The sequence below is a fragment of the Labrys okinawensis genome (assembly GCF_047345005.1).
In the GTDB taxonomy this organism is placed as follows: domain Bacteria; phylum Pseudomonadota; class Alphaproteobacteria; order Rhizobiales; family Labraceae; genus Labrys; species Labrys okinawensis.
This window is the reverse complement of the sequence record NZ_CP178864.1, coordinates 1,965,600-1,988,691: the sequence shown is the minus strand read 5'-3', so window position 1 is coordinate 1,988,691 and position 23,092 is coordinate 1,965,600. Positions and strand designations below refer to the sequence as shown.

The window sequence follows — 23,092 nt, the reverse complement described above, 5'->3', positions numbered from 1 at the left end:
TTCACTCTGCAACTTTGATTAGAGGTTGATTTGACGAGTCCGGCCGGACCGAGTTGAGGGCATTTTGAAGTGCAGCGCCCGCTCTTTGACGCTCGGTCCAGCCGGCTCCGCCAATCATGCCGCCATCGACAACAAGGTTGTGGCCGTTCACAAAGCTGGACTCATCGCTTGCAAGATAGAGCGCAGCGAAAGCGATATCCTCAGGCAGGCCGGAGCGCGGTATCGGCTGACGAGTTTTGTTGAACTCTCGAAGGAGAGCGGCCTTTTGGAGGGCCTGCGGACCCGTCTTTCCCATTCCGGTCGCGATCTGACCAGGAGAAACGGAATTCACGCGCACACCAAATTCGCCGAGTTCCATGGCCACGCACTTGGTGAGGTGAATGACAGCCGCTTTGGCGGCGGAGTAGTCCATGTAGGCAGACACGGCCTGGATGCCTGAAATGCTCCCCGTGTTGATAATGCTGCCGGATCCCTGCCTTTTCATGTGGGGAGCAACATGCTTCATGCCGAGCATGACGCTCCGCACGTGGGAGGCCATTACCCTGTCAAATCGTTCCACCTGCATCGATTCAATGCCACCGGTTTGGCCGAGCATTCCAGCATTGTTGAACAGACAATCGATGCGACCGAATTGTCTGGCGGTCGATTCGATCAAGCTTTTGACCTGACCCTCGTCCGTAACATCGGTCTTCTTAAACATACAGGCGGGACCGAGACGCTCGCATAAGGCCTCTCCCTCCGGGGCAAGGAGGTCTGCAACTACGACTTTCGCGCCCTCCGCGACGAACAGTTCCACAGCGGACAATCCGATGCCTTGGCAGCCACCGGTGATCACAGCCCTTTTGCCGTCCAAACGCCCCATTTCTTAATCCTTCGTGCCTTTGGATGGGCACTGCAGTGCTAATTGATGTAAGTGATACTCGCCATGAGTTCGGAGATGTCGGTGTTTGTCTCCAAAGACAAAAGGATTTCGGCAACCTGATCGCCTCGGCTCTCGGAAAAAACGCCCGAGACGCATTTGCGATATTTGTCGAGGATCTCATCATCACTGACGTCGATGTGCTCGGTAATCTTCCGCGTCACCACGTGAATCTGAGCCCCGTCGTTGAGCGTGATGGTGATTGGCAGCGCTTGGCCGGCGAGGTCTTCTCGGTAGACGATCTCAATTCTGTCGCGGAAGGCAGCCACATCCGATCCGTTAGCGCCCTCGGTCGTATACCTGTCCAGCCATGGTCTTTTGTCCAGGAAGCTGCTGGCGATACTGTGAGCCAAGCTGAACTTCGCCTCATCCGCATTCCTTGGGTGGTGATAGAGCGCGGCGGCGAGTTGAAAAGAAGGTGGCGCCTCCAGCCGAACGGCTGCGACTTGGTGAGCGGAAAGGCTGTGCTCTTCGATTAGCCTGACAAATGCATCGATAGGATGCATTTGGGACAGGCAGCATGGATATTTCTTAATTTCGATATCCTGCGCCCTGAATGGTGCCCCGAGCTTCAGATCAGGGTTTGCAATTCCCGCCACTCCATGAAGATACCCCAGGGGGCATTCCAGTGCGGCGAGTTGTCCGGTCAGGCCATGCTTCGCCAGGAAAGCCGAAGCCAGGCCGTTGCGCCCGGCCATGCCTGATTCGTAAAGGTGCGCCCCCGATCCGACCTGTTTGAACAGGCCCGCCGCGTGTGAGGCCGCTATGCTAACGGCCATACCGATCTGCTGATCACTGAGCTTGAGCAACTTGGCTGCACCAGCGGCCACGCCGATCGTGGATCCCGCAGACCAAGGCGCCAATCCACGGGCCATCATATCCTGCGAAGCGATGGCCAGTTTTGACGCAACGTCCCAGGCCACGACGAACGCCTCAATCAGCTCCTTGCCCGAGATTTTCAGCTTCTCACCCAATGCGAGCATCGCGGGAAAGACGCCGACGCTGTACATGTTTTCAGCGCGGGTATCATCTTCGAGCTCCGTTGTATGGGAGGTCGTCCCGTTCGCCACCGCCGCGTATTCCACGGAGGTGCGGAAGTTTGCGCCGATAACACCAACTTCCTGCGGAGCGCCGCATTCTTTCACATAGCTCAGAACGGCCTTGCTGGTTTCGCTGTTCACGCCAGCCAGCGTCATTCCCACGCCGCTAAGGAGAACGTTCTTCACATGCTTAACAAGCTTCGGATCAAACTCATCAAAAGTAGTCTTTCGAACGAACTGCGCAATGTCGGCTGTCGTACCCATAATGAATCCCGCGATAAATTCAGCTACGTCTGCCCGACATGAACGTCGCAACTACGTGCGTGAGCTTGGGCGTCGATCGCGACGCCCAAGCGTGCATCCAAATCAGCCGATGACCCATTCCTTGAATCGGCGCGAAATAGGCTCCAGATTGTCGGTCCAATAAGCGCCATCAACGAACAGGCTGTTGGGGTTGGTGATATCCGGAGTCCACTTCTTGAGTTCGGGATCGAGAAGCGAAATTGCCTTCTTGGAGTTCGGAGCGATGAAGGCCGCGTTGGACAAGCGCGCCATGACCTCAGGCCGCAAGAAATATTCGATGTACTTCATGCCGCCTTCCTTGTTCGGCGCCCCCTTTGGTATGATCAATTTCTCGGTGCCGAGTAGGTTCTGTTCGAACGAGAACGCAAGTGGTTTGCCGCCTCCCGGCGCGTTGGTGGCCTTGACCCGATTGGCGTAGCTGTAGCTGAAGTCGACCTCCTGGGTCTGCAGCAGCGAAATCGTCTGGGGAGTCGCGGTCACCCAGGATGCGATGCTGGACTTCACGCGATCCAGGACCTTGAACGCGCGATCCAGATCGAGCGGGTACATGCCTTTGGGTGAAACACCGTCGGCAAGCAGAGCTACTTCCAAGGTTTCATTTGGTCGATTGGGAAGCGTCCGACGGCCCGGGAATTTCTTGAGGTCAAAATACTCCGCGAAGTTCTTGGGATGTGCATCAGCGCCATACTTTGCAGGATCCCAGGCGATGCCCCCTACGAAGGAGCTTGACGTCACATATTCCTTCTGCGGGGGAACGGCCATATCGGCGACATTCAACATGCCCACGTCGACCTTGTCCCACAGTCCGAGCTTGGATCCGAGCGCAGCATCTTCGTCGACGGTCATGACGACATCGATATCAACCCGTCCGGTGAGAGCTTGGGCTTTCAGCTTCGCAATATCTGGAAGCGGGACCAGATTGACTTTGATGCCCGTCTCGTCAGTAAAAGGTGTGGTGACAGTTCTTACCAGCGCGTCCTGAAAAGTTCCGCCATAGCTAGTAATGGTGATCGCCTTGGACTGCGCGCCGGCGCGGTTGATCACAGCTGGCGCGAGCAGAGCGGCCGAGGATCCGATAAGAAACGTCCGCCGCGACAAATTGTGCGATATCGACATAGTTCACTCCTTCCCGTTGTTATGTTGACGATGACCGTGCCGCATTTGACAAAGCCGACTTCAGGTCCGAGCTGGACGCTTAAGCGTCCAACAAGACAGACTCGGCAGGTGACCAGAAAAGCTTGGCTGCGGATCCGAGCTCAGGGCGGGTGTGGGCGGGACCGGAGACGATCTTCGCTGTGACCGAAACTCCTTGCTCCGTTTTCAACGCAATTCGAGTCATGCCCCCGATGAAGGAAATCGCGTCGATCGTTCCGTGAAGGACGTTGTGACCGGTAGGGGTTTCTGCCTGCGCAGCAGAGACCTCCATCTTTTCCGGCCGAACCATCACCAGGACGTCCGAGGCGAGGGCCCGCTCTGAGCTCGGCACCTGCACAGCTCCGGTCCCTTCGATCAACACCCTATCGGCCGCGATGCACGTGCCCCGGAGCAAATTAGATTCGCCGATGAACTCTGCGACAAAGCGGCTATTGGGACTGAAGTATAATTCATCCGGAGTGCCCAGCTGAGCGATCTCGCCGGACTTCATGAGGCAGATCCGGTCAGACATGTTGAGCGCCTCTTCCTGATCATGCGTCACGTAGATGATCGTGGTGCCCAACTCCTGATGCAGACGTTTGATTTCAGTCTGCATCTGCTCACGAAGGTTTTTGTCGAGGGCGCCAAGCGGCTCGTCCATCATGATGATCTCAGGCGAATAGACGATGCAGCGGGCAATACCGACGCGCTGCTGCTGGCCACCTGAAAGCTGCCGGGGCTTTCGATCGTCAAAACCCTTGAGTCCAACTCGATCCAGCGCATCCAGGACTTTCCTCCGAATAGATCCAGAGGGCTCGCGCCTGGCGCGCAGTGGATAGGCAACGTTCTCGAAGACAGTCATATGGGGCATAAGGGCATAGTTCTGAAACACCATGCCGATGCCTCTTTCGCGTGGCGGCAGACGAGTGATGTTCCTGCCCGACAGGAGTATTTCGCCCGAGGTAGGCGAAATAGCCCCGGCGATCAGGTTCAGGAGGGTTGTCTTTCCGGAGCCGGAGGGGCCAAGCAAGGTTAGAAACTCAGATTTTTTGACAGTCAGCTCAGTAGGCTTGAGGACTGTCACCGAGCCAAAGGCTTTGGAGATCCCCTTCAGGGTTATTGCCTCAGCACTGATCGAATTATCGGCGCGCATGCTTCTACTTCCAGGCTCCGATCTGGCCAGGTCGCTGCCTGAGCGAAAGCCCGTCGCAGGCCGAACTGCAATTATGTTTTCGTTGGTCAAGATACATCCTCGCCTGTCGGTTTCCTCAGGCCAATAGTTACAATGCAGGCCAGCACGGACAGCGCCGTCAGTAGAGCCGATACTGCTGCGATCACCGGCGATACTTCCCACGACAGGGCGTTATACATCTTGACCGGCAGTGTCACCGTATCGCTGCCTGCGAGGAACCAAGAGATTATAACCTCGTCGAACGAAAGCAAAAATGCAAAGAACGCGGCGCTTATCAAGGATGGGACAAGCTGGGGAAGTACAACCGTAAGGAACATGCGGGGCGGAGACGCACCCATCAACTCTGCACCGAACTCCAGGTTTCGATCGAGCTTCTGTACACCTGCGATGATCATTACGATAACGAATGGCAACGTCACCAGCAGATGGCCAAGCACAAGCGAGAGCGTTGTTCCGCCAATGCCGATGTACGAAAAGTACAGGTAAATTCCCAATCCGGAGACGATCGAGGGAATGACCAAAGGGCTAAGCAGCGTGCCGAGGATTGCAAGCTTTCCCAGAAATTCATGACGCGCAATCCAGTATGCCGAAGGAGCACCAACGAAAAGCGCAGCAGTCGTGGAGAGGACCGCGACTTTGAGGCTGGTAAACAGCGGTAACAGCCAGCTATCCGACGAAAAAAGAATCCTAAACAAATCGAGCGAATATGTTGACGGTGGGAATTCGAGCGCGTTCGTCGGTCCGAATGCCATTGGAATCGCTACAGCCACCGGCGCCAGCAAGAAGATGTAGATCACTGTTGCGAGGCTTGAACCAACAAAGCTGTACCGCTGCGACAAGGGATCGAGCACTGAGTTCGCCATGATCAGCCTCTCAGATCCTGCGCCGACGCCAAAGCGCCATCGGAACGATGAAGATTGACGCCAATGTCAGCAAGATAACGCTTATTGCCGACGCCTTCGGCCAGTCGAGTACTTCGCGGTTATAGAAGTCGACCAGATTGGAGAGCATTTGATCCTTTGGGCCGCCGAGAAGCGCTGGGATCACAAACGCGCCCAAGGACATAACAAACACGCTTAGGAAACCTGCCACGACTCCTGGGAGGCTTAGGGGCAGTGTCACGGTCCAAAATATCCTCGGCGGTTTCGCACCCATGACGGACGCGGCTCTATAAAGTGAACCATCGATTGCAAGCAGGCTGGCCAGCACAGGCAGGACAACGAGAGGAACGAGAAAATTGGTCATGCCGACGAGCAGTCCGACGCGATTGAGAACGAGCGGCAGCTGCACGTCGATCCCAGACGCCCATCTCAGGAGGTTGTTTAGAATACCGTAGCGACCCAAGATGATGGTGAAGGCAAAACACTTGACTAAAATGCTTGTCCAGAACGGCAGGAGAATGAGAAACATCAGTAGAGTTCGTCGATTTGGACTCTGTCTCGCCAGATGAAGGGCGACGATGTATCCCAGCACGAGGCTCAGAACGGATGAAATTGACGCGACAATTAGTGTCGTTGCTAACGTTTGTCTAAATAGGCTGCCTTCGAGTATTTCTGTGTACGCTGAGGCGGGCCCGGCGTCGGCTCTGAAGCTTGTAATCAGGACATAGCAAAGGGGCGGCAGTACTATGCCCACTGCAACCAATGCGGCAGGTGACATGAACAGCGACTGCACTTTGAGATTGGTTGAGCGGTTCATTTGAGCCTAGGCCGAAGCTTGTAAAGAAGCGCGATACGCGCGGCATTCGCGCCGCACGCATCGCACACCAGTCCGGGAGGACATTCGATTGGAGTTCAATATCAGCGAACATGTCGCGCTGGGCACCGACTCGCCCATCTGGTTTCACGATCGACGCTAATCTCCTGAACGGTTCATCGGATCAACAAACGCCCTTAAGGTCTTGCCGTACGGATTCGAGAGTGGCTTGCAGCGGATACGGCCGAGCTGATCGACGTCACTCCACCTTCTCGTGCTTGACCAAAACTCCTGATCTGCCGAGCAGGCTTCTGCACGCCGCGCTTGAATGGATATCGAACTTCACCGAAGCGCTGAGCTCAGGCGCACTCGGTTTTCACGAGCGGGATACCTCATTCAACGTGGCCGTAAGCCCCTCTGGTTCCTCCCGAACGATTGAGCTTTCTGTATTGTTATGCAATATCGCATATTGTTTTCTGCGAGTCAATAGCAAAATCGCTTAGCCGCGCTTGTAACGGGCGCTGGCTCCGTTCTTGGCTTGAAACGGGGGTTGAGCTTTGAGTCCACATTGGATAGCAATATGCGGAACCGCATTTCGCTAGGGATTGGGTATGATGATGCTCGACAAGAGGAACAAGAGCAGGAGCGGGCTCAATCCGCCTGTTGCATTCGCGAAGCCCGATATCGACGAGCGGCTCTATCTGGGAACGATCGAGAAGGGGCTGCTTATCCTCGATACGTTCTGTGCCAACCCCCGGCCGTTGACACTGGCTGAGGTCTCGGAAGCATCCGGGTTGAACAAGAGTGCAACCCAACGCGTGCTCTACACGTTGCGGGCGCTGAGATACCTAACGCATAGCGAAACAACTCGCCAGTATTCGTTGGCCGCCAGGGCTATGGATATTGGAAATGCGTACCTTCGCAGCAATCCCATCGTGGAGGCAACATTTCCCTACTTGCTCGAGGCCAACAAACAATCGCAGGAGACGGTCAACCTGACAGAGCTCGAAGGGTCCGACATCATATTCATCTCACGCGTTCCGAGCAGGAACGTGATGAGCTCCTACGTGACGATCGGCACGCGTCTCCCCGCTTTCGCCACTGCGCCGGGTCGCGCGATTCTGGCGAACCTCGACGCCGACGCTACTGACGCCATCTTGGATGGCTCGAGCCTTTCGGCGATCACCCCACACACAACGACAAGTCGGCAAAAACTTCTCAAGGAATTGGACAAGGTTCGCCAAAAAGGCTTTGCCATCGCCAGTCAGGAGGCGATGCTGGGAGACATTTCGACCGCTGCGCCTGTCTTCGGGTACGACAACAAGGTTGTGGCTGCTGTTAATATTGCTGCTTCGACCGCCAATTGGACGGCTGAGAGAGTGGAAGCTGAGCTGAGCCCGATTACCGTTGAAATCGCGCGCCAAATGTCCAAGGTGGTGTCCCAGTACAGGCGCACATGAGCTAAATTGCAGGCTCTTGAAGAGTGTCATCGCCAAGGGAACTGCTCCATCTTGAACGTGACGACCGCGAGCTTGCGCGGTTTGCAAGTCAGCACCTGCTTGAACCCAAACGTATCGGACGCGTCGGGTTTGCGCGACTGAGCGAAAGTGGTGCCGGCAATGATCATGGCGATGCCCAAGTGCGCTGTTTACTACCAATAGGCGAGCGTTTGGCCGGGTGAGAACCCTCCGAGGCTTGTTAGTCCACCAGATTGGCGGTCGAACCTCCTGCATTGACCCATCGAAAAGGCGTTTGGACAAAGCGATCAGCAGCGCGATTTTGGCTTACGACTCTCGTGAGCCGCAGCGCCGCAGCATCGTGTGCTTCGTGACGCGTGAGGCTGACAACCCATTCTGACACGAGCATAATTTTTACTGCAAAGCGAGCCACATCCACCTCAGCGAGCGTCGTGCGCAAACTTTGACGGCACAGGACACCGATAGTCATATCAAAGCCCAAACGAAGCTGCATGCGGTGGTCGAGCATCTGTTCGCAATGCCTGCAAGCCCTTGTACAGACGTTAAAAAGCGTCTGCCGGTTTGGTCGCGGGGCAATCCACTTCCGTCGCGGTTTCTCTCGCCACACACGATTCTGGCGAAAGGCGTTCCAAATCCGAACGGGCGAAAAGACGCTTGACTTACTTGCGCGATCTATTCACACTATATAATATCTAATATTGCATTCCAATGTGAGTTAGCCCGTGGATCGCTACATTCTCGTCGACAGACGCGACGCCGTTGCTGTCATTACGCTGAACAGGCCGGAAGTCCTCAATGCCTGGCACGCTCCAATGCGGAGCCAGCTTGTTGATGCACTCCTGGAACTCCAGAGCGACAAAACCGTCGGTGCGATTGTTGTGACAGGGGCGGGTGACCGGGCATTCTGTGCAGGTCAAGATTTTAACGAGGCAAAGACGTTCGACGGTGACAGCAGTTCCAAGTGGATCGCAGAATGGGAACGATTGTACGATGTCATTCGATCGCTTCATAAGCCGCTGATCGCAGCGCTGAATGGGGTTGCTGCCGGTTCAGCGTTCCAGGTTGCGTTGCTCTGCGATTTCCGCATCGGCCATTCTGGAGTACGGATGGGACAGCCTGAAATCAATTCGGGCATTGCGAGCGTCACTGGCCCGTGGATCATGCGGGAAATCCTCGGACTTGCTCGAACCACAGATTTGACGCTCAGCGGCCGATTGATGGATGCAACGGAGTGTCATTCCATCGGGATCATCAACAAGATTGTTCCCGCAGAAAACGTCTTGGACGCTTCTCTCTCGCTGGCACGCGAATTGGCAGCGAAACCACGTCTTGCCATGCGTCTGGACAAGCAGTGGCTTCGTGAGATGACCGAGGCCAGGTTCCGCGAGTGTCTCGATGCGGCGGTGCGGATCCATCGTGAGGCCTACGCCTCAGGCGAGACATCTCGGATGATGGAAAAATTCCTGGCTGAACGTGCAGCCAGGAAGGCGTGACATCTATGCTCAAGTCCCTCCAAGGCTTTTTTGCGGACTTCAACAAAAAAGCCGATCGGAACCCGGACCGGATCTTTGCCAAGTTTAACGGTGAAGCGCTGACGTTCGCCACGCTGAACAAACAGTCTGCGACGTTTGCGGCTGAACTACGTCGCAAAGGCGTGCAGCGTGGCGATCGTGTCGCTGTGATGATGCGAAATTCTCGACTATCGCTCGCCTTGCTTTTCGGGATTGCCCGCTCAGGTGCCATCTGGGTTCCGGTAAACACTCATCAGAAAGGCGAGGGGCTGCGCTACATCCTCGATCACAGCAAGCCTCGACTGCTGGTCTGCGATCAGGAACTTCTCCCGAGCGTTGTTGATTGCCACGCCGGCATTCGATCCGAAGCGGTGGTGACGGTCGGTCAGCCCTATGATCGACGTTCACTCGAGACGGTTCTGCAGAAGGAATTAGCTTTCGCCGACGTTCGGATCGAAGCCGATGATCTATTTGCGATAATGTACACGTCCGGGACAACCGGACGACCGAAGGGCGTTCTTGTCACGCATGGCATGCTGCGGCTTGCCGGGGAGGCCGCTCGCATCCTGACGGCGATGAAACCGGGAGACGTATTCTTCGTTTGGGAGCCGCTCTTCCACATCGGCGGCGCTCAATTGATCACTTTGCCGATCATCGAAGATGTCACATTGGCCATGGTTGATCGTTTCAGCGCAAGCTCATTCTGGAGTCAGGTACGAGACGCTGGCGCGACCCACATTCACTATCTCGGCGGCATCTTGCAAATTCTACTCAAGAAGCCAGAAAGCGATCTCGACCGTCAACATTTGGTGCGCATTGCATGGGGTGGCGGCTGTCCCATGGATGTCTGGCCAAAGTTCCGGGACCGCTTCGGTGTGGAAATGCGGGAATGCTACGGCATGACGGAAGCCTCGAGCATTACCACCTGCAATATCGAGGGCGTGGTCGGTTCGGTCGGCAAGCCGATGCCTTGGTACACGGTTGACGTAGTAGACGAGCGTGGCAATCGTATAGCTCCGGGCAGCAGAGGCGAGATTGTTGTCCGGTCTTTGTTAGAGGGTTCGCTTTTCAAAGGCTATCTGGACAATCAGGAAGCAACCGACAAAGCCCTGGTGGGAGGAGTTCTGCACACCGGTGACTCCGGCACCTTGGATATTGAAGGAAACCTCTGGTTACACGGGCGCATCACTGACAGCGTCAGATGCAAGGGCGAGAACGTGTCGGCCTGGGAGGTTGAGCACGTAGCGGCCGGTCATCCCGCTGTCGAAGACTGCGCAATGATAGGTGTCACTGCCGACATCGGCGAACAGGACATCAAGCTGTTCGTCAAAGCCAAGAAAGGCAAGACAATTGAACCGGAACACCTATCCGGCTGGCTGGCCGAACGATTGGCATCCTATCAGAACCCTCGCTACATCGAAGTCGTCGGTGAGTTCGAGCGCACGCCAAGTCAAAGGATCATGAAACATTTGCTTCCGACAGACTTAAACAATTGTTGGGATCGGATGGCGACGCAACAATCAACGCCGGCCTAGACGCGATCGGCTCTGCGCGGCCTCGCGGACTCAGGCAAACGACGTCTCGACCCTTGTGCTTCGGAATGCGAGGAACTGCGAAAGGAAGGGCCAGATGGTTGGCACTGTACCATCGGCAGCGGCCGGCCGATTGATACTCGTCGGTTGCGGCAATATGGGTTACGCGCTTTTAAGCGGCTGGCTGGACTCAAAGGCGCTCGAGCCGGGGAACGTGCATGTCGTTGAGCCCCTTGACGATCTTCGCGAGCGAGCGGCGCGACTAGGAACCAAGGCACATGAGGGGCCAGCAAGCCTGCCGGACCAGGCCAATCTAGTCGTTTTCGCTCTAAAGCCTCAGGCAATGGTGGCAGAGGTCCCGGCCTATCGTCGTTTTGCCGAACAAGCTGTCTTCGTTAGCATTGCTGCGGGTATAACCATCAGAGATTTGGGGGCGCTGCTCGGAAAAGCGCGCGTGATACGGGCTATGCCCAACACTGCTGCTGCAATTGGCAAGGGATCGACGATAGTCTTCCCAGGCGATGGCGTTCAGGAGATAAGCCTGAACAGAGTGGTGTCACTGTTTGCCGTGGGCGGCCCTGTGCATAAGGTGGATAGCGAACCTTTGTTGGATGCAGCGACAGCGATCAGCGGTTCCGGTCCCGCCTACCTCTTCTATTTCATGGAGTGCCTTGCCATAGCCGCTCGCGAGCTCGGTCTTCCGGGGCAACTTGCCATGACTCTCGCTAAGGAGACTGTTTTCGGCGCCGGCGCCTTGGCTATGCAAACTGAAAGCGAGCCGGGGCAGCTCCGGCGACAAGTGACAAGCGCCAAAGGCACGACAGAAGCGGCGCTCTCGATACTAACGGGAGGGGACGAGCTCTTGTGTCTCATTCGCCGCACGACAAGGGCAGCGTTCGATAGATCAAAGTCACTGTCAGCAAATAAGTGAATGCTCACGCAAAAGGAATGGCCTGCTTTCTGTGTCCCCGCCTGGTAGGGTGGTTAGCCTACGTCAGAGGCCTCATTCCGGAATCCGTCAAGTTGCGCTTGAAGAGCGTAGGTTGCTTTGACGAGCGCTTCTGCTGCATCGCTTTCTAGAGCGAGGTCCAGTTGTCCATTTGTCGTCTGAATGGAGAGGATGCCAAGCGCACCCTCGTCATCGGCGACGGGAGTTACGTGAAACTCTGTGGGTACGAACAACGGTGCGCTTTTTGTCGTGGTCATTCGTTGCACAGGGCTCTGGGGCCTTTCGACCATCGCGCAACAAATCTGCACATTCAAGCGGTCTTAGTTTGTACTGGGCCTGGTGTGGCCAACGGATTGCTGCCGCCGCCGGACCGTTTGATCGAAGGGCTCGTGCTCGGCGACCGTGCGGATTATGGCAGCGAGGTTGCCAGCCGCCATGCGGACCGGTCCGCCTTCATCGACGTCCAATAGCTGCTCAAAAATCTCCGACCGCGATTGCGGGTTGGCGCTGCAACCCGGCGTCGCGCGGACCGCCTCGGGATCTGCGCACCGGCGCGGCCACGCATTGCTATCGACGGGCGAGGAGGCCCGACGACCGTCTCCTTTGATCTGGCGTGCAAGGCTGTTGCCGAAGGTTTTGGCACCGGTCTTCTGGTTCCAACGGTGGTTAGCTCAGGCATTAATGTCCGAGACGCTCGTGCGTGATGTGGCGTTCCAAAACGCTGGCGACTGCAAGACGGCTGTGATTGGGGACGAACCGGTGTCAGCACCCTTTCTGGTGATACGGCCGTTGATCCTGCCTTAGTCGAGGCTCTCATCGATGAAAGCGCGCACGAGTCGCAGATCCGTTTTGTCCTTCGTGGTGACTACATATGTCGCAAACCTCGTATCGAGCTCAACAACCGGCTTGCTGACGATTTCCGAAGAAGGAAAGACGCTGTCCTCCAGGAAAATACCGATTCCAAGACCGTGCAAGACAGCCTCCTTCATCACGGGATATGTGGTGGCCTGGATGACGTTGGAAAATCGAACACCCACCAGTGAACTTGCTCGAAGAAGCTCTCTTTGTGTCAGGGAGCCTTCTTCCGGAAGGATCATCACCTCGTTGGCCAGTTCAGCCAGCGTCAGATTTTTCCGAGAGGCCAGGGAGTGCTCGCTTCGAAGCATTGCCACCAGCCGAGTCCTTGTCAGTTCGCTTTTGAACGTTCCCGCTATGTCGTTCGGCTCGGTGACGATTGCAATGTCGACATCGCGAGCCTCCAGTCTTTGCATAGTAATTGTCCAGTTCAAAAGAGTGAACGTTACTTTCACCCCTGGATAGCGCACTTTGAATCTAGCGATAATCGGCATCGCCGGGCGTGGCGCGTTAGCGATGATACTTAAATGGCCATCAGAAAGGCTGCTGTACGCGCTGATCTTCTCCGCCACCAACTTCTCAATAACGTCAATCCTGTCAGTCAATGCGAACAGTTCCTGGGCTACCTTTGTCGGTTGGAGACCAGAACGATAACGAACGAAGAGAGCGGAGCCAATTCGCTGCTCGAGCTTGGCCAGCTGCTGTGTAACCGCAGACTGTGTAACCCCTAGGGCAGCGGCTGCTTCAGAGACGCTTCGCTGCCGAAAAACTTCGGTGAACGCTGTGATTTGCGGAGAGCTAACTTTCATGACGGCCCCATTTGGTGCTCATCGTTGCATTAGCTGAGCTAATATGAAGACACACGCCTGTCAACTGCGCTTGCTATCTCCGAAAGCGAACAGCGGCAAGTGCCATGCGACTGGCACGGGAAGAACACGGCTTTGGGGTAAGCGCCCCGTGAGCAAATGGAGAGACATCGGTGAAGACAAGCACGGACCAAATTCTCACAACTCACGTCGGGAGCCTTCCCCGTCCGACGGCTCTCGAAATGAAAATCGCAGCCAAAGAAAAGGGCGAACTGGATGCTGATAGCCGAGCGTCGTTGCCGAGCGAGATCGCTCTAGCGGTCAAGAACGTCGTCGGCAGGCAGACAGCTCTCGGCATCTCCATCGTCGACGACGGCGAAATGAGCAAGTACGCATACGCCACCTATGCCCGTGAGCGCCTAACCGGATTGACGGGCGCCGATCAACCATTGGCTCTTTCCGAGCTCGCGGAGTTCCCGGATTTTGCCAAGCGTATCGTCCTTGACATCAAAACGCCGGCTTGCGTCGGGCCGATCACCTACCACGGCGATGCGATCCTCGCGACTGACATCGCGAACCTGAAGGCGGCGCTTGCGGAGAGTGCCATAGAGGAAGCGTTCATGAACGCCTCGTCTCCAGGAATCATGGCGCACTACATGCCGAACAAATTCTATCCCTCGCACGAGGCATATCTTTACGCTCTCGGCGATGCCATGAAGCGAGAGTACGACGCTATTGTGGAGTCCGGTATTCTTCTGCAGATCGACTGTCCGGATCTGGCGCTCGGTCGCCATTTCCGCGAAAAACCGCTGGACGTTGCCGATTTTCGCAAGGAAATCACACTTCTCGTCGAAGTTCTGAACCACGCTCTGCGCGACATTCCCCCTGATCGCATGCGAATGCATTTGTGCTGGGGAAATTACGAGTCGCCCCATCATCATGACATCGATCTTTACGAAATCTTCGACATCATTGTCAGGGCCAGGCCGATGGCAATCCTTCTCGAGGCCGCGAACCCGCGTCATGCCCATGAATGGAGTCTGTTCAAGGAAACCAGGCTTCCAGACGACAAACTGATCGTGCCTGGCGTCATCGATACCTGCACGAACTATATCGAACATCCGGAAGTCGTCGCCCAGCGTATCGAGCAATACGCTAACCTGGTCGGTCGGGAGCGAGTAATCGCCAGCACTGACTGCGGCTTTGCGAGCTTTGCGACGTTCCACACTGTCGATCCAGACATCGCCTGGCGAAAGCTGGAGTCACTGGTCCATGGCGCCGACATCGCGTCGCGCCGCCTCTGGAACAGGACACCCGGCATCTGAAGCACGACGTGCGTCAGGTTAAGATCCGCAGCAGGAAATAACATGAAAATTATACAGATCACCGACCTTCATCTTCTGCCGCCAGGCGATCGCGTTTTCGACAGCGATCCCGGCGAGCGGCTCCAGGCATGCCTCGACGATGTCGTCACACATCATTCCGACGCCGACCTTTGCGTCCTGACAGGTGATCTGGCCCATCACGGCCAAAGGAGCGCGTATGTTCGCCTGCGCAAAGCGCTCGAGGTTTTGCCGATGCCGGTGCGCCTTCTCATCGGCAACCACGACGATCGCGACCAGTTCCGCGAAGTGTTTCCGGAGCTTCCAGTCGACGACAATGGCTTTATCCAATCGGTGCTCGACGCCCCTGCCGGACGGTTCATCTTTCTCGATACCAACAGGTCGGACAGCCATGCAGGCTCGTATTGCGAGGCGCGAAGAGCATGGTTGGATGCGCGTCTGCGCGAGGCAGAGGGTAAATCCGTCTATCTCTTCATGCACCACCACCCTCTGCCAGTCCAACTTCGGGCCGTCGACGAAATCATGCTCGAGGACGGTGAAGCACTGGGAGAGATCCTCGATGGCCACAACATTCGTCACTTGTTTTTTGGCCATGTTCACCGCCCGATCGCCGGTACCTGGCGAAACATTCCCTTTTCCACCCTACGCGGCCTGAACCACCAGACTTGGCTCGACTTCAATCTGAAGCGCGGAATTGCCTGCAGCATGGAACCGCCGGCTTACGCGATCGCATTTGTCGATGACGGTGCAGTGGTCGTCCATACGCACGACTTCCTCGACGCGAGCCCCAAATATTTCTACGACCCGGACCTGCCGGTCGAGCGACAGGTGGTGCCGATGGCACGGTAAAACGAAAAACCACTTCTCACACAGCCTTGAAATGCCTTTCCGGCTGCGCGAGCGGACCGACCGGCTTTGGCGCGCCTAAACGTTGCAACGCAAGATAGCGAGCATTCCCATGAAAATGTCCCGTCGCATGTTTTTACGGTCTTCGGCAGCCGGTTCGGCCGCGATTGTCACCGGCTCGTTCGCCGATCGCGCTTTCGCGACATCGGACACGGTCGCCATCGCCTCACTGCACGATCTGTCTGGCCCACTCAACATCTACGGCGTTCCGTCCAACCTGTGCATGCAGGTTGCCGTCGACGAAATCAACGCCGCCGGTGGTCTGCTCGGCAAGAAGGTCGACCTCAAAGCTTACGACACCCAGTCCGACGTCAACAAGAACCCCCAATATGCGCAGAAGGCGATCCTGAGCGATCGGGCCGTGATGATACAGGGCGCGATGACGGGTGCTGCACGCGAAGCCACGCGCCCGGTCCTGCGGCGCTACAAGACACCATTTTTCTACGGTTCGATCTACGAAGGCGGCCTCTGCGAAAAGAACTCGTTCTGCGTCAACACCGGTGGCAACCAGCAGGTCGTGCCGCTGCTCGAATGGTCGTTTCAAAACCTCGGCAAGAAGCTTTACTACATTGCCTCGGACTATAACGCGCCACGCAATTTCGGCGTCTGGAACCACGTGGTGGCCAAGCGCGAAGGCGGTACGGTGGTCGCAGACGACTATTATCCGCTCGACGTGACCGACTTCACCGCGGCGATCACCAAAATCCAGGCAGCCAAGCCCGATATCGTTCACTCATGCCTCGTTGGCGGTCCGGCTATGTCGTTCTATCGCCAATGGGCGGCGGCAGGCATGCTGAAGAAGATCCCGATCATCTCGATCGTCTTTGGTTGTGGCAACGAGCATGAGGTTCTGTCGCCCGACGAATCCGATGGAATAACCGTCGCCTACAACTATTTCCAGGAGCTCGACACACCGAAGAACAAGGAGTTCCTGGCGAAAGTCGAAGCGCTTGCCGGCAAAGAACGCCCCTACATCAACGGCGATGCGTTCGGCGGCTATAGCGGGGTGATGCTTTGGGCCGAAGCCGTCAAGCGAGCCCAAAGCTTCGAGCGCGATGCAGTCATGGCGGCGTTCGAAAGCAAGATCCGTTGGGACGGACCTGCGGGCGTCATGACCACCGATGGCCCCACCCATAACACGACACAGGACGTTCACATCATCACGGTCAAGAACCGCGTCTGGAGCCTTATCGAGAAGAAGGAGCAGATTGCGCCGGACACCTATCAAGCCAAGTGCAACGTCTTCACCAACCCCAACCAGACCGAATTCCTGATGCCGGAAATCTAGGGACTGGTCCGCGGCGGCCAGCTCGGCGTCGCGGACATTGGTAACGGACGGCCTTTCGCAAGCCCCGTCATGTCAACGCAAGACAGCGAGCATTCCCATGAAAATGTCCCGTCGCATGTTCTTAGGATCCTCAGCAGCCGTCTCCGCTGCGATTGTCACCGGCTCGATATCCGATCGCGCCTGGGCGACATCGGATAGCGTCGCCATCGCCTCGCTGCACGATTTGTCTGGCCCGCTCGACATCTACGGCGTGCCGTCGAACCTGTGCATGCAGGTTGCCGTCAATGAAATCAACGCCGCCGGCGGCCTGCTTGGCAAGAAGATCGAACTCAAGGTCTATGACGGTCAGTCGGACATCAACAAATACCCGCAGTATGCGCAAAAGGCGGCGCTGAACGACCAGGTGGTCATGGTGCAGGGCGCGCTCAGCGGCGCGGCGCGCGAGGCCACACGACCGGTTCTGCGGCGGTACAAAATTCCGTTCATCTATGGCTCGTTCTATGAAGGCGGCCTTTGCGAGAAGAACACGTTCTGTGTGAACACTGGAGGCAACCAGCAGGTTGTTCCGCTGCTTGAATGGTCGTTCAACAATCTCGGCAAGAAGCTCTACTATATCGCTTCAGACTATAACGCGCCTCGCAATTTTGGCATCTGGAACCACGTGATGGCAAAGCGCCATGGCGGCGAGGTGGTAGCCGACGACTACTACCCGTTGGACGTTACAGATTTCACCGCTGCGATTGCAAAGATACAGGCCGCCAAGCCGGACATCGTCCATTCCTGCCTCGTAGGAGGCCCGGCCATGTCCTTCTACAGGCAGTGGGCCGCGGCCGGCATGCTGAAGAAGATTCCCATCATCTCAATCGTCTTCGCCGCCGGCAACGAGCACGAGGTTCTTGCCCCGGAAGAAACCGACGGCGTGATCGTGGCCTACAACTACTTCCAGGAACTCGACACCCCGAAGAACAAGGAATTCCTGGCCAAGGTCGAAGCCCTGGCCGGCAAGAACCATCCTTACATCAACGGCGAGGTTTTCGGCGGCTACAGCGGGGTCATGCTATGGGCGGAAGCCGTCAAGCGTGCCCAAAGCTTCGAGCGTGAGCCTGTCATGGCGGCGCTGGAAAGCGGCATCCGGTGGGACGGCCCGGCCGGCGTGATGACGACGGACGGTCCGACCCATAACACCACGCAAGACGTGCACATCGTCTCGGTGAAGAACCGTGTGTGGAGCCTGATCGAAACGAAAGAGCAGATTGCACCTGATACCTACGGCGGCAGATGCAATGTGTTCTCCAATCCGAACCAGACGGATTTCCTGATGCCGCAGATCTAGTCGGCCAGGTCTTTGCCGCGGTGGCCTTCATGGCCCGCGGGTTTGTTCATCTGTTTCCAATTGAGCGCAAGGAGCGACCTCATGAACTTGTCACGTCGTCAGTTTCTCGGTTCTACCCTGGCGGTCTCCGCCGTTTCCATGACCGCCTCGTTCCCCGGCATCGCGTCGGCGGGATCGGACTCAGTCACAATTGCCTCGCTGTACGATCTGTCCGGGCCATTGGATGTCTACGGCGTCCCGTCGAACATGTGCACGGAATTCGCCGTCGAGGAGTTGAACAAGGCCGGTGGCCTCCTTGGCAAACAGGTGGTCCTGAAGGCCTATGACTGCCAGTCAGACATCAACAAGGGTCCGCAATACGCACAACAAGCAGCACTTCGTGACCGGGCCGTGATGGCGGTCGGCGCATTGACCGGAGCAGCCAGAGAGGCGACACGTCCGATCCTGCATCGATACAAGGTCCCGTACTTTTACGGTTCGATCTATGAAGGCGGAGCCTGCGAGCAGAACATCTTCTGCTGCAACACCGAAGGCAATCAGCAGGTCGTTCCGCTCCTTGAGTGGTCGTTCAAAAACCTTGGCAAGAAGCTCTATTACATCGCCTCGGATTACAACGCGCCGCGCGTCTTCGGGCTTTGGAACCACGTTATGGCCAAGCGGGCGGGTGGCGAGGTGCTTGCCGACGACTATTATCCGCTGGACGTCACCGATTTCACCGCGGCCATCGCCAAGATCCAGGCGGCAAAGCCGGACTTCATCCATTCCTGCCTGGTTGGTGGCCCGTCCATGTCATTCTACCGGCAGTGGGCCGCAGCGGGGATGCTGGACAAGATTCCCATCATCTCGATTATTTTTGGCGGTGGCCGGGAGAGCGAGATTCTGTCACCCCAGGAAACCAATGGCATCTACGCCGCCTACAACTACTTCCAGGAGCTCGATACGCCTCAAAACAAAGCCTTCCTGGCGCGCTTCGCCGAAGCCATGGGCCAAGACCATTCCTACATCAACGGAGAGGCCATCGGCGGTTACAACACCGTCATGCTGTGGGCTGAGTGCGTCAAGCGAGCCAAGAGCTTTGATCGCGACGCGGTGATGAAAGCCTGGGAAAGTGGCATCACGTGGGAAGGGCCTGGCGGCACGATGGCGACTGACGCTTCCACGCACCACACCACCCAGGACGTTCGCATCATCAAGGTCGAAAATCGCGTCTGGAGCCTGGTGGAAACCAAGTCACAGATCCGGCCTGACAACTATGGTGGCAGGTGCGACGTCTTTGCCCATCCGAGCCAGACGGATTTCCTCATGCCCCAGATTTAGGCGGGGAGGCCCGCGGCGCCGCATGCGGGCGGCGCCGCGGCTTCGCTTGACTTTTTCGGTTTTCAGCAAGGGGAAGAGCATGGACCAGCTTGCCATATTGTGTTTCACGGTGGTCAATTCCATCGCGATGCTTGCTTTGATCAGCCTAGGGCTGGCCGTCATTTTCGGCATGATGCGGGTCATCAACTTCGCCCATGGCGAGTTCATCATGCTGGGCGGATATGCGACAGTGATCGCCACCCATGCCGGCATAAATCTTTGGCTGTCGATGCTGGTCGTCGCCCCGGTCGTGGTGGGTCTGATCGGCGTCGCGGCGGAGCGGCTCATCATCCGCCGGCTCTACGGCCATCTGGTGACGACGATGCTGGCCACCTGGGGGCTCAGCCTGTTTTTGATCGGTGCGGTGACAGCCATATTCGGCAACACGACCATGGGAGTGAGCGCACCACTTGGCAATGTCCAGGTCGGCGCCTATTCCATCGGAGCCTACCAGCTTTTCCTGATTGCGATCACCATTGTGTTGGTGGGGTGCTCTCTCTTTACGCTCTACAAAACGAAATACGGGCTGCTGGCGCGAGCAGCGATGGAAAGCCCCGAGATGGCTGCGACGGTCGGGATCGACTGCGGCCGCATGTACGCCGCTACATTCGTCGTTGGTTCCGCATTGAGCGGCTTGTCGGGCGCTCTGCTCGCGCCGATCTCAGGCGTTCTTCCGCACATGGGGTCCGCCTACGTCGCCCGCGCCTTCGTCACGGTCATTAGTGGCGGCGGCGCCTTGGTAACGGGCCTTCTGTCGGCCGCAACCGTGCTCGGGCCCGTGGAAGCGCTGCTTTCCTTTTTTGCGACGCCGGTCGTGGGCCAGGCCTCGCTGCTGCTCGTGGCAGTGATCATTTTGCGCGCGCTGCCGAAGGGTATCTCAAGCCTATGGACCGGAGCTCGATAACGCCATGCTGAGCCAACTCAAACATGCAGTTTTACCGGCCGCTCTGGTCTTGTTCGCGGCTTTGGGACCACTCGTGCTGGAACCCTTCGACCTGATCAATCTGTCCGCTTTTTCGGCCATGGCCATCGCGGCGCTCGGCCTTGCCTTCGTATGGGGCACGCTTGGCATCCTGAACCTGGGTCATTCGGTCTTTTTTGGTCTCGGGGCCTATGCCTATGCTGTCGCTACCTCCAATCTGGGTGACAGCACGCCCGGTTTGCTGATCGGGATAATCTTGCCGGTCGCGTTCTCGCTGGTTCTCGGCTACTTCCTGTTCTTCAGTCGTCTCGGCGACGTCTACCTCGGCGTGATTACGCTGTGCGTGACACTGATCTTCTATTCCTTCGCAACATCGACAGCCGATCCGTCCTACCACATCGGCTCGGTCCTGCTCGGCGGGTTCAACGGCATCACGGCCATACCGCCGCTCAACATGCCGGCCGACCCGCAGACGCCACTGTCGGTGGAGGCAACATTCTCGATTTGCCTGCTCACGCTTGCCGGCATTTACATCCTGCTTTCGTTCTTGCGCGCAAGCAACGCCGGACGGATCATGGCAGCGATCCGCGAAAACGAGTTGCGCAGCGAACTTCTGGGTTACGACATCCGCTTTTACAAGCTCGTAGGCTTTGCCGTGAGCGCCGCCGTTGCGGGTCTTGCCGGGGCACTCTACACAGCGGTTATGGGTTTCGTCGGCCCTAACGTGTTCGATCTGCCGCAGGCCTCGCAATTCGTTCTGTGGGTGATCGCCGGCGGCCTCGGCACCTTCGCGGGCCCGACACTAGCAAGCTTCGGCTTTCAGCTTCTGAGCAGCCAGCTAGGCGCAAACCAGATCTTCAACACGGAACTCATTTTCGGTGCGACGATCCTGCTCTTCGTCCTGCTGGTGCCGCGAGGTCTGCTGCCGATGATCCTGAGCCTGGCTGACCCGAAGTTGCCACGCCGCTTGAGCGGCTTGGTGCGAAAGGAGAAACCGGTATGAACGGCTCCCCCATTCTTGCTACACGCGGTCTTGTCAAACGCTTCGGGGGTGTTGCGGCGGTCGACGGCGTCGACCTCGCTGTGATGGCAGGCGAAATCCGCTGTCTGATTGGCCCCAACGGCGCCGGCAAGAGCACGCTGTTCAAATGCCTCACGCATCAGCACCAGCCAACCAGCGGTCATGTCCTGTTCAACGGTCGCGACTTGCGGGGCCTGCCGACACATCGCATCGCTCGCCTGGGCATCGCCATCAAGAACCAGATCCCGAGTGTTTACGCCAACCTTAGCGTGAGGGAAAACATTCGGCTGGCTGCGCTGCCGCGAGGACTGGCCAAACGCGAGCTTGGCAAGGTTGTCGAACTGACGCTCAACGAGATCGGCTTCGACGACCCTCTCGCCAAGCAGTCGGCAGCGACCCTTTCGCATGCGCATCGCCAATGGTGTGAGCTTGGGATGCTTCTCGCTAGCAATCCGCGTCTTGCCCTTCTGGACGAGCCCACCGCCGGCATGACGCGCGACGAGATGTTGAAGACCGTCGACATCATCAAGCGGCTCAATGCGCATGCGACGGTGATCGTGGTCGAGCACGATCTGGAGTTCATCGCACGTCTCGCGCAACGCGTTACGGTCCTTCACCGGGGAAGAGTGCTGGTGGAGGACACGATGGACAAGATCGAGGCAAACGAGACCGTTCGCGACATCTACCTCGGCCGCAAGAAGGAGATAGTCCATGCTCAAGGTTGAGCGACTAACCTCAGGCTACGACCGGACAAGGGTGCTGCACGGCTTGAGTTTCGATCTGGGCAGTCAGGAGATACTCGGGATCGTCGGCCTCAACGGTATGGGCAAGACAACCTTGCTGAAGACGCTGATGGGCCTGCTGCCGGTCGAGACTGGCCAGATCGTGCTGGACGGTGTCGCAATCGAACGCCTGCCGGCCCATCGACGCAGCCGTCTTGGTTTCGGCTACACACCACAGGGTGGAGCAGGATTTCCCGGTCTCACCGTCAAGGAAAACCTCATGCTCGCGAGCATGATGCCCGGTGCCCGCACGGCGAAAACGATTGGAGAGATCACGTCACTCTTTCCGAGGCTGGAGAAGCTTCTTGATCGCCCCAGTGGGGCTTTGAGTGGCGGAGAACGGCAACTGCTTGCGCTTGCCCGCGCCATGGTTCGCTCTCCGCGCCTGCTTCTCCTGGATGAATTGACCGAAGGCATCCAACCCTCTGTGACGGACGAAATCGCCGAATGCCTGCTGTCGATCCACCGATTTGAAAAGACGGCCATGATCATCGCCGATCAGGATCTCAGTTTCGTTGCGTCGCTGGCGGGCAGGGCACTGTTGATCCAGAAGGGCGAGATTGTGGCGCAACGGACGCCGTCAGACCTTCTTGCCGATAACGTGCTGGAGGCCGCGTAGCGCTCGCTCAAAGGGCGACAAGCACCCCCGTCTCCCACCGGTCTGGATCCGTCGACCGGTTGGCTCACTCGAGACACTAGCCACGTCGGGCTCAAATGGTGGTCGGCA

Annotated in this window: 23 protein-coding genes; 14 read left to right on the top strand and 9 right to left on the bottom strand. The window is 57.3% G+C overall.

Translation table 11 applies throughout. The annotated features are described in order from the left end of the window. Position 1: 1 nt before the first annotated feature. The 6 genes from ACMDCR_RS09440 to ACMDCR_RS09415 form a co-directional block, all read right to left on the bottom strand. Complete coding sequence (locus ACMDCR_RS09440) at positions 2-862, bottom strand: SDR family NAD(P)-dependent oxidoreductase (RefSeq protein WP_413992283.1); 861 nt, start codon at positions 860-862, stop codon at positions 2-4. A gap of 38 nt (positions 863-900) precedes the next feature. Further along, the gene (locus ACMDCR_RS09435) at positions 901-2,223 is read right to left on the bottom strand and encodes an MmgE/PrpD family protein (RefSeq protein ID WP_413992282.1); all 1,323 of its coding nucleotides are present in this window, start codon (positions 2,221-2,223) and stop codon (positions 901-903) included. A gap of 102 nt (positions 2,224-2,325) precedes the next feature. Then, complete coding sequence (locus ACMDCR_RS09430) at positions 2,326-3,378, bottom strand: ABC transporter substrate-binding protein (RefSeq protein WP_413992281.1); 1,053 nt, start codon at positions 3,376-3,378, stop codon at positions 2,326-2,328. A gap of 79 nt (positions 3,379-3,457) precedes the next feature. Beyond that, complete coding sequence (locus ACMDCR_RS09425) at positions 3,458-4,549, bottom strand: ABC transporter ATP-binding protein (RefSeq protein WP_413992280.1); 1,092 nt, start codon at positions 4,547-4,549, stop codon at positions 3,458-3,460. 86 nt (positions 4,550-4,635) lie between these two features. Then, on the bottom strand, positions 4,636-5,451 hold the full coding sequence (locus ACMDCR_RS09420) for an ABC transporter permease (RefSeq protein WP_413992279.1): 816 nt from the start codon (positions 5,449-5,451) through the stop codon (positions 4,636-4,638). 10 nt (positions 5,452-5,461) lie between these two features. Next, complete coding sequence (locus tag ACMDCR_RS09415; RefSeq protein WP_413992278.1) at positions 5,462-6,286, bottom strand: ABC transporter permease; 825 nt, start codon at positions 6,284-6,286, stop codon at positions 5,462-5,464. 608 nt (positions 6,287-6,894) lie between these two features. Between ACMDCR_RS09415 and ACMDCR_RS09410 the strand changes: the two genes are divergently transcribed. After that, on the top strand, positions 6,895-7,743 hold the full coding sequence (locus ACMDCR_RS09410) for an IclR family transcriptional regulator (protein WP_413992277.1): 849 nt from the start codon (positions 6,895-6,897) through the stop codon (positions 7,741-7,743). Between the two features lie 26 nt (positions 7,744-7,769). Here the strand turns inward: ACMDCR_RS09410 and ACMDCR_RS09405 are convergent, their stop codons facing one another. Beyond that, complete coding sequence (locus ACMDCR_RS09405) at positions 7,770-7,910, bottom strand: hypothetical protein (protein WP_413992276.1); 141 nt, start codon at positions 7,908-7,910, stop codon at positions 7,770-7,772. Between the two features lie 71 nt (positions 7,911-7,981). Next, entirely contained in the window at positions 7,982-8,269 is a 288-nt protein-coding gene (locus ACMDCR_RS09400; protein ID WP_413992275.1) for a hypothetical protein, read from the bottom strand. Positions 8,270-8,483: 214 nt separating this feature from the next. On the opposite strand from ACMDCR_RS09400, the gene ACMDCR_RS09395 reads away from it, so the two are divergent. The 4 genes from ACMDCR_RS09395 to ACMDCR_RS09380 all read left to right on the top strand — a co-directional run bounded on the left by ACMDCR_RS09395 (position 8,484) and on the right by ACMDCR_RS09380 (position 12,223). After that, entirely contained in the window at positions 8,484-9,254 is a 771-nt protein-coding gene (locus ACMDCR_RS09395; protein WP_413992274.1) for an enoyl-CoA hydratase/isomerase family protein, read from the top strand. Between the two features lie 5 nt (positions 9,255-9,259). Next, on the top strand, positions 9,260-10,807 hold the full coding sequence (locus tag ACMDCR_RS09390; RefSeq protein WP_413992273.1) for a class I adenylate-forming enzyme family protein: 1,548 nt from the start codon (positions 9,260-9,262) through the stop codon (positions 10,805-10,807). 94 nt (positions 10,808-10,901) lie between these two features. After that, the gene (gene proC, locus ACMDCR_RS09385; RefSeq protein ID WP_413992272.1) at positions 10,902-11,735 is read left to right on the top strand and encodes a pyrroline-5-carboxylate reductase; all 834 of its coding nucleotides are present in this window, start codon (positions 10,902-10,904) and stop codon (positions 11,733-11,735) included. Positions 11,736-12,094: 359 nt separating this feature from the next. Continuing rightward, complete coding sequence (locus tag ACMDCR_RS09380; protein WP_413992271.1) at positions 12,095-12,223, top strand: hypothetical protein; 129 nt, start codon at positions 12,095-12,097, stop codon at positions 12,221-12,223. A 330-nt stretch (positions 12,224-12,553) separates the two neighbouring features. Here ACMDCR_RS09380 and ACMDCR_RS09375 read toward each other — a convergent pair whose 3' ends face one another. After that, on the bottom strand, positions 12,554-13,417 hold the full coding sequence (locus tag ACMDCR_RS09375) for a LysR family transcriptional regulator (protein ID WP_413992270.1): 864 nt from the start codon (positions 13,415-13,417) through the stop codon (positions 12,554-12,556). A gap of 239 nt (positions 13,418-13,656) precedes the next feature. Between ACMDCR_RS09375 and ACMDCR_RS09370 the strand changes: the two genes are divergently transcribed. From ACMDCR_RS09370 to ACMDCR_RS09330, 9 genes are all read left to right on the top strand, one after another. After that, complete coding sequence (locus tag ACMDCR_RS09370) at positions 13,657-14,739, top strand: cobalamin-independent methionine synthase II family protein (RefSeq protein ID WP_413992269.1); 1,083 nt, start codon at positions 13,657-13,659, stop codon at positions 14,737-14,739. A gap of 42 nt (positions 14,740-14,781) precedes the next feature. Further along, entirely contained in the window at positions 14,782-15,606 is an 825-nt protein-coding gene (locus ACMDCR_RS09365; protein WP_413992268.1) for a phosphodiesterase, read from the top strand. 109 nt (positions 15,607-15,715) lie between these two features. Continuing rightward, positions 15,716-16,951, top strand: coding sequence for an ABC transporter substrate-binding protein (locus ACMDCR_RS09360; protein ID WP_413992267.1), 1,236 nt, complete (start codon positions 15,716-15,718; stop codon positions 16,949-16,951). Between the two features lie 37 nt (positions 16,952-16,988). Beyond that, positions 16,989-18,284, top strand: a complete 1,296-nt coding sequence (locus ACMDCR_RS09355; RefSeq protein WP_413992266.1) for an ABC transporter substrate-binding protein — start codon at positions 16,989-16,991, stop codon at positions 18,282-18,284. An 81-nt stretch (positions 18,285-18,365) separates the two neighbouring features. Then, on the top strand, positions 18,366-19,601 hold the full coding sequence (locus tag ACMDCR_RS09350) for an ABC transporter substrate-binding protein (RefSeq protein ID WP_413992265.1): 1,236 nt from the start codon (positions 18,366-18,368) through the stop codon (positions 19,599-19,601). 79 nt (positions 19,602-19,680) lie between these two features. Next, positions 19,681-20,544: a branched-chain amino acid ABC transporter permease gene (locus ACMDCR_RS09345; protein WP_413992264.1), complete on the top strand. Its 864-nt coding sequence runs from the start codon at positions 19,681-19,683 to the stop codon at positions 20,542-20,544. Positions 20,545-20,662: 118 nt separating this feature from the next. Beyond that, positions 20,663-21,565, top strand: coding sequence for a branched-chain amino acid ABC transporter permease (locus ACMDCR_RS09340; RefSeq protein ID WP_413992263.1), 903 nt, complete (start codon positions 20,663-20,665; stop codon positions 21,563-21,565). Continuing rightward, entirely contained in the window at positions 21,562-22,308 is a 747-nt protein-coding gene (locus tag ACMDCR_RS09335; protein WP_413992262.1) for an ATP-binding cassette domain-containing protein, read from the top strand. Before ACMDCR_RS09340 ends, ACMDCR_RS09335 begins: the two co-directional genes overlap by 4 nt. Beyond that, positions 22,295-22,984, top strand: a complete 690-nt coding sequence (locus ACMDCR_RS09330; protein ID WP_413992261.1) for an ABC transporter ATP-binding protein — start codon at positions 22,295-22,297, stop codon at positions 22,982-22,984. Before ACMDCR_RS09335 ends, ACMDCR_RS09330 begins: the two co-directional genes overlap by 14 nt. Positions 22,985-23,092 lie beyond the last annotated feature (108 nt).

What these genes read in the sequence shown, in the direction of transcription:
- ACMDCR_RS09430 (WP_413992281.1), bottom strand. Translation starts at nt 3,378, where the DNA reads ATGTCGATATCGCACAATTTGTCGCGGCGGACGTTTCTTATCGGATCC.
- ACMDCR_RS09370 (WP_413992269.1), top strand. Translation starts at nt 13,657, where the DNA reads ATGAAAATCGCAGCCAAAGAAAAGGGCGAACTGGATGCTGATAGCCGA.
- ACMDCR_RS09335 (WP_413992262.1), top strand. Translation starts at nt 21,562, where the DNA reads ATGAACGGCTCCCCCATTCTTGCTACACGCGGTCTTGTCAAACGCTTC.
- ACMDCR_RS09375 (WP_413992270.1), bottom strand. Translation starts at nt 13,417, where the DNA reads ATGAAAGTTAGCTCTCCGCAAATCACAGCGTTCACCGAAGTTTTTCGG.
- ACMDCR_RS09415 (WP_413992278.1), bottom strand. Translation starts at nt 6,286, where the DNA reads ATGAACCGCTCAACCAATCTCAAAGTGCAGTCGCTGTTCATGTCACCT.
- ACMDCR_RS09435 (WP_413992282.1), bottom strand. Translation starts at nt 2,223, where the DNA reads ATGGGTACGACAGCCGACATTGCGCAGTTCGTTCGAAAGACTACTTTT.
- ACMDCR_RS09330 (WP_413992261.1), top strand. Translation starts at nt 22,295, where the DNA reads ATGCTCAAGGTTGAGCGACTAACCTCAGGCTACGACCGGACAAGGGTG.
- ACMDCR_RS09365 (WP_413992268.1), top strand. Translation starts at nt 14,782, where the DNA reads ATGAAAATTATACAGATCACCGACCTTCATCTTCTGCCGCCAGGCGAT.
- ACMDCR_RS09400 (WP_413992275.1), bottom strand. Translation starts at nt 8,269, where the DNA reads ATGCTCGACCACCGCATGCAGCTTCGTTTGGGCTTTGATATGACTATC.
- ACMDCR_RS09345 (WP_413992264.1), top strand. Translation starts at nt 19,681, where the DNA reads ATGGACCAGCTTGCCATATTGTGTTTCACGGTGGTCAATTCCATCGCG.
- ACMDCR_RS09360 (WP_413992267.1), top strand. Translation starts at nt 15,716, where the DNA reads ATGAAAATGTCCCGTCGCATGTTTTTACGGTCTTCGGCAGCCGGTTCG.
- ACMDCR_RS09420 (WP_413992279.1), bottom strand. Translation starts at nt 5,451, where the DNA reads ATGGCGAACTCAGTGCTCGATCCCTTGTCGCAGCGGTACAGCTTTGTT.
- ACMDCR_RS09350 (WP_413992265.1), top strand. Translation starts at nt 18,366, where the DNA reads ATGAACTTGTCACGTCGTCAGTTTCTCGGTTCTACCCTGGCGGTCTCC.
- proC (WP_413992272.1), top strand. Translation starts at nt 10,902, where the DNA reads ATGGTTGGCACTGTACCATCGGCAGCGGCCGGCCGATTGATACTCGTC.
- ACMDCR_RS09405 (WP_413992276.1), bottom strand. Translation starts at nt 7,910, where the DNA reads ATGATCATTGCCGGCACCACTTTCGCTCAGTCGCGCAAACCCGACGCG.
- ACMDCR_RS09340 (WP_413992263.1), top strand. Translation starts at nt 20,663, where the DNA reads ATGGCCATCGCGGCGCTCGGCCTTGCCTTCGTATGGGGCACGCTTGGC.
- ACMDCR_RS09390 (WP_413992273.1), top strand. Translation starts at nt 9,260, where the DNA reads ATGCTCAAGTCCCTCCAAGGCTTTTTTGCGGACTTCAACAAAAAAGCC.
- ACMDCR_RS09410 (WP_413992277.1), top strand. Translation starts at nt 6,895, where the DNA reads ATGATGATGCTCGACAAGAGGAACAAGAGCAGGAGCGGGCTCAATCCG.
- ACMDCR_RS09440 (WP_413992283.1), bottom strand. Translation starts at nt 862, where the DNA reads ATGGGGCGTTTGGACGGCAAAAGGGCTGTGATCACCGGTGGCTGCCAA.
- ACMDCR_RS09425 (WP_413992280.1), bottom strand. Translation starts at nt 4,549, where the DNA reads ATGCGCGCCGATAATTCGATCAGTGCTGAGGCAATAACCCTGAAGGGG.